The following is an 11470-nucleotide window of genomic DNA, read 5'->3' as shown; positions in this document are numbered from 1 at the left end:
TAAAGTGGGGTTAAACGTACGGGCTGGCTTCCGGATTATTCGCGGTATCACCGCAAGGGATTAATTGCTATCTTGTTGCAAAAGAAGCATATGGGCAGCCGCATTCTAAAATATTATCTGGCATTTTGGGTTTTTGGATTCCTGTTTTTTGGGGGGGCGGGAATTCCGGGAAACCCGGGGGGTCAGACCCTGTATGCCCAGGAAATGGCAGGCCGGACCGGATACGAAGAGTCGGCCAGGGATTCGGATGGGCTGTCCGAGGCCTGGCTGGAAACCCTTCGGGAGCGGCCCGAAGAATTGAAGCAAATGTATACCGCGGATGCCGTCCGGGTGTTCGCCGACGGGAATACGTTTCAGGGCGACGACCAGCTGGCCGCCCTGTGGACGGACCAAGACCTGGAAGTGGATTCCCTGGCGACCATCGGCTTGCTGGAACCCCATGATGATACCTATCGGTATGAGGTTTCTGAACTCACCTTGCGGGATGGGCGGACATTCCGGATGCTGGTGATCTGGAACCTGGAGTGGCCCGGTCCGCGGCGGGAATTGGAAATGGTGGAAGAGGTCCGGCCCGTGAAGAATTACCGGGAGCAACTTAAGGTGCGCCGCACTCAGTGGATGAGCCATTGCAATGCCCATGAGGTAAACCAGCTCGTACGGGAACTCTATACTCCGGATGCCCTGTACTACAACCACCGGCCAATGATTACGGGGCGGGAAGCTCTTATAAATACCTATCAGTATATGAGGAATCCCCGTTACAAATTGTCCCTGGAACCCTTACTGGTTGCCCCGGTCAACGAAAAGCTCATCTTCGAAATTGGCCAGTGCAGCGGCTCCTACCCGGGCAAGTATATTTTGGTCTGGACCAGGGACGAGGAGGGGAAGTGGTGGATTATGATGGATTCGAATATTTAGTTGATTTGAGGATTTGAAAATTTGCCGATTTGAAGATTACAGGATCTGCCGATTTGAAAAATAAGTCTTATGCGTATTCTGCTCATGTCGATAGGAACCCGGGGGGACATGGAGCCCTTCCTGGCCCTGGGGGAAATACTCCGTCAGGCAGGGCATGAGACCATTTGCGTTTTCCCGGAACAGTTTCGCCACCTGGCGGAGGAAGGAGGGCACCAGTTTGAGTCTTTGGGCGCGGAATTTATTGAACTTCTGGAGAGCGATATCGGGCAGGCAGCCATGGGGGGGAGCGCTTCCACCTGGCAAAAACTCCGGGCGTACCGGGGGCTGCAGCAGGAGTACCTGAAGATCAGCAAAAAAGTCTCCCTGCGTCAATACCAATCGGTTGAAAAATGGCAACCAGACCGAATGGTACATCATGCAAAAGCCACATATCCGGTAATATGGGGAGTAGAACACCCCGGGAAAACCATCCTGATCAGCCCGGTACCTTATGTACTCCATCCTGTGCGGGACTACTCGCATATCGGCTTTAATCGGAACCTTGGCCCCTGGTTGAACCGGCTGTCTTTTAAGGTCGGACACTGGGGCTTGAGTTATACCATTCGGAAATCGGCCCGGCACCTGCCGGGCAACCCGGGACTCTCAGCCAAAGCAATCAACCGGGCACTTTTTGGATCCCGGGCTATCTACACTGTTTCTCCGGCCCTCTTTCCGCAGCCTCCGGAATGGCCGGAACATGTGCGTGTCCTCGGATATCACGAGCGGGACAAGGCGGTGCAATGGAAACCGGATCCGGAGCTGATAGCCTTTTTTCACCGGCATCCGAAACTCCTGATGGTAACCCTTGGGAGCATGACGAACCCGGACCCGGCCGGGAAAACCCGGATATTCCTGGACACCCTGAAAAAACTGGGTATCCCCGCGCTTGTGAATACGGCCGGCGGGGGACTTGAGCACCCAAAAACCTACAATACCGATCAGTTTTATTTTGTGGACAGTATCCCCTACGACTGGGCCTTGCCCCGGATGTATGCCCTGGTCCACCACGGGGGTTCGGGGACCACTCACATGGCCGTCAAATACGGGTGCCCGTCCCTGGTCATCCCGCATATCATCGATCAGTTCTTCTGGAACAGCCTGCTCGCCCGCCGCGGGCTAGGCCCTAAGGGCCCCGGAATCACCCGCTTATCGGAAACCCGCCTGGAACCCCTCCTGAAAGACCTCTGGGAAAACCCTGGCTATAAACAAAAAGCCAAGGAATGCGCCGCCGAAATGGCCCGGGAGGATTTCCGGCAGGACGTCCTGGACACGATCCTGGGAAATAGTGAACAAGCGGGACCGTGAAATCGCAAAGATTGATGGACAAAAACGCGCAGGAATATTGCGGTGACTGAGTACAAGACCTCATTGGCAAACTTTCAAATTGCCAAATTCCCGCATTTTCAAATCACCCTCCGAATCTTCAAATCGCCCTCCGAATCTTCAAATCGCCAAACCTTCAAACCAATTCCCGATCCACCTCCCGCTTCAGGAAGTATCCGGTGACGACCGTGGAGAGGAAATCGGCTATGGGGAAGGAGATCCAGACGCCCAGTTCGCCGAGGTAATTGGGCAGGATCAGGATTAGCGGGATAAAGAAGAAACCCTGGCGGGTGAGGGTGAGCAACAGGGCCGGGGTGGCCTTGCCGATGGCCTGGAAATAGGCGGCGCCGATGAGTTGGAGCGCAATGATGGGGGTGGCGGCAAAGACCCAGCGCATGGCGGCCGGGGCGTGTTCCAGAACAAAATTGTTCGCGGCGATTTCGGCAGCCGACATATCCTCCCGGTTACTCAGGAACAAATCGGCGATTTCCGCCGGGAAGACCATCAGCAGGACAAAAACACCAGTGGCCACCAGGGCCGCGTATTTGACGGCCGTGTAGATGCTTTCCTTAACCCGGGGGTATTTCCGGGCGCCGTAGTTGAAGCCCGCAATAGGCAGGAAGCCCTGGGTAACCCCGAAGACCGGGAAGAGGGCAAACATGAGCATCCGGCCGATAATCGCGTACACCGCCACGCTCGCCTCCCCGCCCAGGTTGAACAGGATGTTGTTGAGCAGTAAATAGGTGATGGAGGTGACCGCCTGGCGGGCCAGGGTCACAAAGCCCAGGGAGCCGATTTCGCTCAGGATCGGGCGGTCCAGCCCCAGGTGGTGCCAGCCGGGTTTCAGTTCGGAATTCCGGGAGAGGAAAAAATAAAGGATGTAGCCAAAGCAGAGCAGGTAACTCCCCGTGGTGGCCCAGGCGGCCCCGTGCATCCCCCAGTCGAATATATAGATAAACACATAGTCCAGCACCAGGTTGCCCACCGACGGGATGATCATGGCGATCATCGCAAATTTGGGCTTGCCTTCCGCCCGGATCACCGTGTTTCCCATCATGCAGAGCGCCAAAAAGGGCACCCCGTAGAGGACGATCTTGTAGTAGATTTTGGCGGGGTCAAAGATGTCGCCCTTCCCCCCGAAAGCCGGGATGAGCGCATCCACAAAGTAGAGTCCCAGGGCCACCATCGAGCAGGTGATCAGGATGGTGAGGGTGATCTGGTTCCCAAAGGTCTTCAGGGCTTTTTCCGGATGGTCTGCCCCGAGGGCCCGGGAAATGATGCTGCTCCCCCCGATGCCGATGGCCATCCCCAGGGCCGCGATAAAAAACGATACCGGGAGCACCACATTGATGGCGGCGATGGCGATGGAACCGATCCAGTTGCCCACAAACACGGTGTCCACCAGGATGTTGAGGCTCATCACCAGGATGCCGATGGAAGCCGGGACGGCCTGCCGGATGAGCAGCGGCCCGATGGGCTCCTTCCCGAGTTGTTCCGAGGTTACTTTCGCCATGGGGTTTGTTGAGGTGCAAAACTACGCAGGAATCCGATAGGATTCACCCTGCCGCAAGGGCCCGTCCGGGTTAAAACAGGACGCATCCGGTCCGGGCCTGCCGGATTCAAACTGCCGGCAACCGGCCGTCCCTGGCCCAGTCGTTGACCCATTTTGCCATCAGGGTCACCCAGTCTTCCCGGTCGTTCAGGCAGGGGATGTGCATAAAATCCGTCCCGCCGGCCTCCAGGAAATCATTTTTGCCTTCCATGGCGATTTCCTCCAGGGTTTCCAGGCAGTCGCTGACAAAGGCCGGGGTGATGACCGCCAGCCGGGACCGGCCTTCCCCGGCCAGGCGTTCAAACTCGTAATCCGTATAGGGCTTCAGCCATGGGTCGCCGGCCAGCCGGCTCTGGAAGGAGGTGCTCACCTGGTCCTTTGGCAGGTTGAGCAGGGCAGCAATATTGCGGGTCATCTCGTAACACTGGTGTCGGTAGCAGGTATGGTGTGCCACCGAATTCATCCCGCAACAGGTATCGTTAATCTTGCAGTGGTAACTCGTGGGGTCCGATTTGCGGATGTGGCGCTCCGGGATGCCGTGGTAGGAAAACAACACATGGTCGTAGCCAAACGCGTCCAGTTTTTCGCGGATGGACGTGGCCAGCACGTTGAGGTAATCCGGGTTCTTCCCAAAGGCGGGCATGGTGGTGACCTGCATGTCTGGGAATTGGGCCTCCCGCACTTCCAGGGCTTTAACCACCACCGTTTCAAAGGAGCTCATGGCGTAGTGCGGGTAAAGCGGTACGAGGAGCACCTCGTCCACCCCCTGCTTCTGCAATTGTTCCATGCCTTCGGCAATACTGCCGCTGCCGTAGCGCATCCCCAGGGCTACCGGGATGTCTGCCTGAGCCTCCACGGCCTGCTTAAAGCGTTCGGAAATGACGATCAGCGGGGAGCCTTCCTCCCACCAGATCTTGGAATAGGCCTCCGCGGATTTTTTCGGGCGGGTGCGCAGGATGATGCCGCGGACGATGAGGGTCCGAAGCCATTTCGGGGCGTCGATGACCCGCTCGTCCATCAGGAATTCATCCAGATAGGGCTTGACGTCTTTGGGTGTTGGGCTGTCCGGGGAGCCCAGGTTGACCAGGAGTACACCTTTCATGTGCAACGGGTTTGTGGCGGTTGTTTGTAGGTGCTGCAAAAGTACGGCTTTGGGCCGAACCGCAGGCCCGGCCTGCAGAGCATTTGCCAATAGCGCCATAACCGGCGCCAATTTTTGTCCCGGGAGGCGGTACGGGGAAATAGCAATGGGTTCCCGGACCGGGCGCTTTCATGCGGCCGGGTTGGCGATTGCGGGTAATTTTTTATAGCTTACCGCTGGAACTCGAACGGGAACTGTATTTGGAACCGGAACTGGAATTGGAACTCGAACGGGAACTGGATTTGGAACCGGAGTCGGAACTCGAACGGGTGCCGAATAAAATATCGAAAATTCCTGCCGGAATCCGTGCTGGCAGCCAATCGCAACTGAAACACCCAAACGCCAAATGCTCCAGGAACTGATCCCCGACCCGATGCAACGCTCCATCCTGCTGCTGAGCGCGGGCTTTTTGGCCATGGTGATTGGCTATGCGATCATCGCCCGGGTAATTCGCCATTACGGGAAAAACCCGAAATACCTGCTGCCGGAAGGGATGGTCCGCAAGGTGGGGTGGCCGCTTTTTTTCCTGATGTTTTCTCTGGTTATACGGATGGAATCCCTACGGGAACTCCTGGGTATGGAGGATTACGGTTGGCATTTCCGGAAAGCGAGCACGCTGCTGTTTATCTTTTCCTTCACCTGGCTCTGCATCAAGGTCCTGCGGGTTGTCAAAAAGCTGATCGTCGACAATTACGACGTCCACGAGGCGGACAACCTGCGCGCCCGCAAGGTGTACACGCAGTTTACCATCCTGGAGCGCATCGTCATCTTTATCCTGGTCGTCCTCGCCCTGGGCATAGCGCTGATGAGCTTTGAAAGCATCCGGGAAATCGGGGTGAGCGTCTTTGCCTCGGCGGGAGTAGCCGGGATCATCATCGGCTTTTCGGCCCAGAAGATGATCGGGACCATCCTGGCGGGCATCCAGATTGCCCTTACCCAACCCATCCGGTTGGACGACGTGGTAATTGTAGAGGGGGAATGGGGGCGGATCGAGGAGATCACGCTCACCTATGTGGTGGTGAAGATCTGGGACAAGCGCCGCCTGGTGGTGCCTACCACTTATTTTATTGAAAAGCCGTTCCAGAACTGGACAAAAACCTCATCGGACATCCTGGGGACGGTATACCTGTACACGGATTACACGGTGCCCTTTGACGCGTTGCGGAAAGAGCTCAACCGGATTGTGGAAGCCTCCGACCTCTGGGACAAAGAGGTGGCCAATATCCAGGTAACGGATTCCAAAGCCGGCCACGTGGAAGTACGCGCCCTGGTAAGTGCCCGGGATGCATCTACGGCCTGGGACCTGCGGGTACACGTGCGGGAGAAACTGATCGCCTTCCTCCAGGAAAATTACCCGGAAAGCATTGCCCATACCCGGGTGCTGCTGCATGAAAATCTTAACGGGGAGAAGGCCGATGATTGATGCGGCTCCCGTATCTTTAGCCATAAGAATTTGAAATCGTTAAAAACGGCCCGGAAGAAGCCCGTGATCCCTGTCCAATCCCACCTGTCCCATGCAACAAGCATTTCCAATTGATGAACCGCGGAGGCTTGCCGGCCTTCACCGCCCCCTGCGTCTAACCCGTTGCTTTCCGCGCCGGCTCCTGGCGAAACTCATCCTGCTGGCCCTGTTTTTGGGGTTCTGCCCGGGTCCCGGTTTGGGTGCGGGGCCCTGGCTGGATTTTGGACATGCGCTTCAGGCCCAAAAAGGAGGCGTTCATTATTCGGAGCTCGACAAGGCGCTCTTTGACGGGTTGACCAGCGGATTGGAAAAGGATGCGAACGAGGATAAAACGGCCATAGGCCCGGAATTAGTCCGCGTGGGAAGGGCCTTTTTGGGGACCCCCTATGTGGCAAAGACCCTGGAAGTGGGGGAGGATGAGCAGCTGGTGGTAAACCTGCGGGGTCTGGACTGCACCACGTATGTTGAGAACGTCCTGGTGATGGGCCGGCTGGCCAGCGAGGGGAAACTCCAATGGAACCGGTACGTCCGGGGCCTGGAACAGGTCCGTTACCGCAAGGGGAAACGCGACGGTTACCCCTCCCGCCTGCACTATTTCACCGAATGGATCCGGGACAATGAAGCCAAAGGCCTGGTGCGCAACATCACCGAAGAACTCGCCGGGGTGACCATCCAAAAGGAAATCAATTTTATGGGGACCCACCGCGATTTGTACCCGTTCCTGGCTTCGGATGCGAATTACCGGGCCATGGTGGAAATCGAAAAACAACTCTCCTCCAGGCCGCTCATCGTATTGCCCCGCTCGGAGGTGGCCCAGCGGGAACACCTGATACAGGACGGGGACATCATCGCCCTGGCTACGGATATTGAAGGCCTGGACGTCACCCATACAGGTTTGGCCATCCGCCTGGACGACGGGCGCATCCACCTGCTGCACGCCTCTACCGTTGGCGAGGTGGTTATCAGCGACGAACCCCTGGCGGACTACCTGCAGGGCATCAAGCGGAACACGGGAATCATCGTGGCGCGCCCGCAGGCCATGCGCTAACTTCAGGCCAGCGACATCAGGTATTTTTTGGGCGTGGTATTGTACTTTTTCTTGAAGGCCGAAATAAAATGGCTGGCCGTGCTGTACCCTACTTTCAGGCCTACCTCATTGACGTTGAAGGTTCCGCTTTCCAGCATTTTTCGCGCGGTTTCCATCTTGTAATCGAACAGAAAACTGTAGACGGTATCCCCGTAGATCTGCTTAAAGCCCTCTTTGAGTTTTTTCAGGCTGAGCCCCGTTTCTTCCGCAAGCTCCGGGAGTGTGGGCGGTTCCGCCATCCGTTCGATGACGATTTCCTTAGCCAGCCGGATTTTGCGCAGGTTCTCCTCGTCCAGCAGGAAGGGGCACTGTTCCGCCTGGGGGTCGGCCGTCCGGTTGAAGTAGAGCGAAAGCAGTTCATATACTTTGGCCTTATAGTAGAGCGGGCGGACGGACGGGTGGGTGGATTGGCCCCAGAGCTGGCTGAGCACCACGGAGATGGACGGCCCCACCGGGTTTTGCTGGTAGTATTTCCGGTCCCGGTACTCGGGGTTCAGGAAGGGGATGTAATCCGCCTCGGAGGAAAACAAGCCGTGGAACGTGCGGATGCTCATCAGTACGGAAACCACCCAGGTATGGGGGGAAAGCGTGGCCTGAACGGGCAGTTCGGTCTGGGGGTTGTAGAGCAGCAGCGACTGGTCGCCCGGCAGGTCCAGGTGGTACCGGCCCTCATTGTAGGCAAACCGGGCCTGGCCCTTGAGGCAAAAGTGGAATTGCAGGTACCGGCGACCGGAATTGCGCTGCACCCCTGTGGGCTGGTCCGTATCGTTCCGGCAGAGCAGGAGGAGGATATCCGGGTCGATCCGGATTTCCGACAGGGAACCGCTAGCGGTATTTTCATTCATGCTTTCATCGGTTTGGGGGAATTGAATTATTTAGAATTAATCTAAATTACTAAGCCCAGAACCCCCGATTTCGGGGTAAAATTACGATATTTCGCGGATTTCGGCCCGGAAGCACCTCCGGGTAACCCGAATCGGTATTAAAAGTACCTACAGCGTTATTTTTGGACTGGGAATCCCGTTATTTTTGTGGGCATCCTTTAGAGGGCATGAAGAAATACCATATTTCCAGACATCACCGGTTTATTACCGTCGGGCTGAATTACGAGAAGGCAGATGCAGCGACCCGCGGGCTCTTTGCCCTGGACGATGCCAGTACGGCCGTCCTCCTGGACCGGGCGCTGGAGGAGGGCATCGACGGGTTGCTGGTAACCAGTACCTGCAACCGGACGGAACTCCACGGTTTTGCCCAGGCCCCCCAGCACCTCATCCGGCTCCTTTGCGATTATTCCAACGGTACCGAGGCCGACTTTGACCGGGTGGGCTACGTCTACCAGAACCAGGAAGCCATCGGCCACCTGTTTCGGGTGGGAACCGGCCTGGACAGCCAGATCCTCGGCGATTTCGAAATCATCAGCCAACTGAAAAAATCCTTTAAGCTTTCCCGGAAGCACGGCCTGGCCAACCCCTTTATGGAGCGGCTGGTCAATGCGGTGATCCAGGCGAGCAAGCGGATCAAGAACGAAACGGGGATTTCCTCCGGCGCCACCTCGGTGGCATTCGCCTCTGTCCAATACCTGCTGGCCCGTGTACCGGATATTGCCAACAAAAAAATCCTGTTGTTCGGGACCGGAAAGATCGGGCGGAATACCTGCGAAAACCTGGTGAAGCACACCGGGCACGACCAGATTACGCTGATCAACAGAACCCAGGACCGTGCAGATGCCCTGGGCAGGAAGTTCCATGTGCGTGTCCAGCCGGTGGAAGCGCTCCGGGAGGAAATTGCCGCCAGCGACGTACTGATCGTCGCCACGGGTGCCACCCGTCCCACGGTGACCGCCCCCATGGTGCCGGCTGACAAGCCCCGGTGGATCCTGGACCTGACCATCCCCTTCAACGTAGCCCGGGAAGTGGGGGTTAAAAACGGAATCACCCTGGTAGACCTGGATCAACTCTCCCGTATCACGGACAATACGCTCCAACAACGACGCAGCTACATCCCCCAGGCGGAATCCATTATCGCTGAGGTACACGGGGAATTTAACCAGTGGCTGGAAAGCCGCCGGTTTGCCCCGGTAATTCGCGCTCTGAAGGCAAAGCTGAAAACGATGAAGGAGGAAGAGCTGGACAACCAGGCGCGGAAGATCGACGGGTTCGATGCCTCCCAGGCCGATGTGGTCACCGAACGGATCATCCAGAAAATCACCCGCCATTTCGCCAACCACCTCAAGGATTCCGATATCGATACGGACGATAGCCTGGAACTGATCCAAAAGGTATTCCAACTCGAAATCCCCCAACGATGAGCAGGGCGCTTCGCATCGGGACCCGCGACAGCGAATTGGCGCTGTGGCAGGCGCAGACCGTCAGGGACCGGCTGGAAGCCGCCGGGCACCGGGCGGAACTCGTTCCGGTGAAATCCACCGGCGACCTCGTCCTGGACAAGCCGCTTTACGAACTGGGTATTACCGGGATTTTTACCAAGACGCTCGATGTGGCCCTGCTCAGGGAAGACATCGACCTGGCCGTACACTCGATGAAGGATGTGCCCACCGCCCTGCCGGAAGGAATCTGCCAGGCCGCCGTGCTGGAGCGCGCAAGCGCACGGGACGTACTCGTGCACAAGGGGCTCGGCTTTCTGGACGGCCCGGGTACCATCGCCACCGGCAGCCTCCGCCGCAAGGCCCAATGGCTGAACCGCTATCCCGCCCACCAGGTAACCGGCCTGAGGGGAAATGTAAATACCCGCCTGAAACTGCTCCGGGAAAATTCCTGGGACGGGGCGATCTTTGCCCAGGCCGGCCTGGAGCGCATTGGGCTATTGCCCGATAATGCCGAACCCCTGGACTGGATGCTCCCGGCCCCGGCCCAGGGGGCTATGCTGGTGGTGGCCCGGACGTCGGATACGGCGGCCCGGGAGGCGGCCCGGCCGCTGCACCACGAGCAATCTGCCCTGGAGGTAGCCGTGGAACGCGAATTTCTGCGAACCCTGGAGGGGGGGTGTTCCGCACCCATCGGCGCCCGGGTCCATGCAGCGGATGGGCAATTGCACCTGGAAGGCGGATTGTTTTCCCTCGACGGGAAAAAGGCTTTCCGGGTAACGCGGCATACCGGCAGCCTTGAGGCTGGCGGAACTGGGGATGCCCGGTTTCAGGATGCGGGGGAATTCGGCGCGGCATGTGCCCGGGAAATATTGGATTCCGGGGGTGCCGTGCTTATGGAATCCATCCGAAAAATACTTGCGCAATGATCCGAGTCCTTTCCACCAAAAAGCTAACGGAAGCCCAGCGGGCCCTGTTGCCGGAAACCGATTTTTACCTGGAGGATTACGACGCCCTGGAGGTCACGTACCTGGAGGCCAACCTGCACTCGGACGACGAGGCCCTCTTTATCTTTACCAGCACCCACGCCATTGAAGCCTGTTTCCCGGAAGGCCGGTTGCCGGACCGGATGCTCAATTGTTGCTGCGTGGGCCGTAAAACCGCGGCGCGCCTGGAGAAAATGGGCCACCGGATCCTGGCGGTGGAAGACCGGGCAGAACTCCTGGCGGAACGCATCATCAACAAATATTCCAGTCGGTCTTTTATTTATTTCTGCAGCAGCCGCCGATTGGACACCCTGCCCGACCGACTCCTGGAAGCCGGGGTAAGGCTGGAAGAACGGGTGGTATATCAAACGGGCTTCAACCAGCGAATTCTCGATAAGCAATTCGATGCCATCCTGTTTTTCAGCCCGAGCGGGGTGGAGAGTTTTCTGGGGTCCAACCAGTTGCACGACGCGACGGCCATTTGCATCGGCCCGACCACGGCACAGGCAGTAAAAAAACATACCGATAAGTTTATAAGCGCGGAATCCCCGAGTGCCGAAGCGGTGCTGCAGGCGGCCCGCCAACTCCTGGTAAACAGACATGACGGATAACACGACGCACAACACAGCCGGAAACATA

The 11470-nt window shown here is 57.6% G+C and carries 10 protein-coding genes; 7 read left to right on the top strand and 3 right to left on the bottom strand.

Translation table 11 applies throughout. The features are described 5' to 3' along the window. Positions 1 to 90 precede the first annotated feature (90 nt). Positions 91 to 918, top strand: coding sequence for a Cif family virulence factor (locus RB2501_RS02725; protein WP_015753197.1), 828 nt, complete (start codon positions 91 to 93; stop codon positions 916 to 918). Positions 919 to 987: 69 nt separating this feature from the next. After that, on the top strand, positions 988 to 2262 hold the full coding sequence (locus RB2501_RS02720; protein ID WP_015753196.1) for a glycosyltransferase: 1275 nt from the start codon (positions 988 to 990) through the stop codon (positions 2260 to 2262). Positions 2263 to 2416: 154 nt separating this feature from the next. Here the strand turns inward: RB2501_RS02720 and RB2501_RS02715 are convergent, their stop codons facing one another. Together RB2501_RS02715 and hemH are read right to left on the bottom strand one after the other, a co-directional pair. Next, on the bottom strand, positions 2417 to 3793 hold the full coding sequence (locus tag RB2501_RS02715; RefSeq protein ID WP_015753195.1) for an MATE family efflux transporter: 1377 nt from the start codon (positions 3791 to 3793) through the stop codon (positions 2417 to 2419). A gap of 106 nt (positions 3794 to 3899) precedes the next feature. Continuing rightward, positions 3900 to 4934 (bottom strand): ferrochelatase, encoded by a 1035-nt coding sequence (hemH, locus tag RB2501_RS02710; protein ID WP_015753194.1) that lies wholly within the window; start codon positions 4932 to 4934, stop codon positions 3900 to 3902. 385 nt (positions 4935 to 5319) lie between these two features. Between hemH and RB2501_RS02700 the strand changes: the two genes are divergently transcribed. Beyond that, a complete protein-coding gene (locus tag RB2501_RS02700; RefSeq protein ID WP_015753192.1) occupies positions 5320 to 6396 on the top strand; it encodes a mechanosensitive ion channel family protein in 1077 nt (358 codons plus the stop codon). A 91-nt stretch (positions 6397 to 6487) separates the two neighbouring features. Further along, positions 6488 to 7483 carry an N-acetylmuramoyl-L-alanine amidase-like domain-containing protein gene (locus tag RB2501_RS02695; RefSeq protein ID WP_148214274.1) on the top strand — a complete coding sequence of 332 codons (996 nt, stop codon included), beginning with the start codon at positions 6488 to 6490 and terminating at the stop codon, positions 7481 to 7483. 2 nt (positions 7484 to 7485) lie between these two features. On the opposite strand, the gene RB2501_RS02690 is transcribed toward RB2501_RS02695, so the two are convergent. Next, positions 7486 to 8367 (bottom strand): helix-turn-helix transcriptional regulator, encoded by an 882-nt coding sequence (locus RB2501_RS02690; protein ID WP_015753190.1) that lies wholly within the window; start codon positions 8365 to 8367, stop codon positions 7486 to 7488. Between the two features lie 206 nt (positions 8368 to 8573). On the opposite strand from RB2501_RS02690, the gene hemA reads away from it, so the two are divergent. From hemA to RB2501_RS02675, 3 genes are read left to right on the top strand one after another with little or no spacing between them, the layout of a single operon-like run. Continuing rightward, positions 8574 to 9830, top strand: coding sequence for a glutamyl-tRNA reductase (gene hemA / locus RB2501_RS02685; RefSeq protein ID WP_015753189.1), 1257 nt, complete (start codon positions 8574 to 8576; stop codon positions 9828 to 9830). Next, positions 9827 to 10774 carry a hydroxymethylbilane synthase gene (hemC, locus tag RB2501_RS02680; RefSeq protein ID WP_015753188.1) on the top strand — a complete coding sequence of 316 codons (948 nt, stop codon included), beginning with the start codon at positions 9827 to 9829 and terminating at the stop codon, positions 10772 to 10774. Before hemA ends, hemC begins: the two co-directional genes overlap by 4 nt. Next, on the top strand, positions 10771 to 11442 hold the full coding sequence (locus RB2501_RS02675; protein WP_015753187.1) for a uroporphyrinogen-III synthase: 672 nt from the start codon (positions 10771 to 10773) through the stop codon (positions 11440 to 11442). Before hemC ends, RB2501_RS02675 begins: the two co-directional genes overlap by 4 nt. Positions 11443 to 11470 lie beyond the last annotated feature (28 nt).

Origin of the sequence: Robiginitalea biformata HTCC2501 (assembly GCF_000024125.1) — a bacterium.
Taxonomy (GTDB): Bacteria; Bacteroidota; Bacteroidia; order Flavobacteriales; family Flavobacteriaceae; genus Robiginitalea; species Robiginitalea biformata.
Note: the sequence above shows the minus strand (reverse complement) of the source record. Positions and strands in the feature narration are given on the sequence as shown.

Coding starts and splice junctions, on each gene's coding strand:
- RB2501_RS02725 (WP_015753197.1), top strand. CDS start 91: ATGGGCAGCCGCATTCTAAAATATTATCTGGCATTTTGGGTTTTTGGA.
- RB2501_RS02720 (WP_015753196.1), top strand. CDS start 988: ATGCGTATTCTGCTCATGTCGATAGGAACCCGGGGGGACATGGAGCCC.
- RB2501_RS02715 (WP_015753195.1), bottom strand. CDS start 3,793: ATGGCGAAAGTAACCTCGGAACAACTCGGGAAGGAGCCCATCGGGCCG.
- hemH (WP_015753194.1), bottom strand. CDS start 4,934: ATGAAAGGTGTACTCCTGGTCAACCTGGGCTCCCCGGACAGCCCAACA.
- RB2501_RS02700 (WP_015753192.1), top strand. CDS start 5,320: ATGCTCCAGGAACTGATCCCCGACCCGATGCAACGCTCCATCCTGCTG.
- RB2501_RS02695 (WP_148214274.1), top strand. CDS start 6,488: ATGCAACAAGCATTTCCAATTGATGAACCGCGGAGGCTTGCCGGCCTT.
- RB2501_RS02690 (WP_015753190.1), bottom strand. CDS start 8,367: ATGAATGAAAATACCGCTAGCGGTTCCCTGTCGGAAATCCGGATCGAC.
- hemA (WP_015753189.1), top strand. CDS start 8,574: ATGAAGAAATACCATATTTCCAGACATCACCGGTTTATTACCGTCGGG.
- hemC (WP_015753188.1), top strand. CDS start 9,827: ATGAGCAGGGCGCTTCGCATCGGGACCCGCGACAGCGAATTGGCGCTG.
- RB2501_RS02675 (WP_015753187.1), top strand. CDS start 10,771: ATGATCCGAGTCCTTTCCACCAAAAAGCTAACGGAAGCCCAGCGGGCC.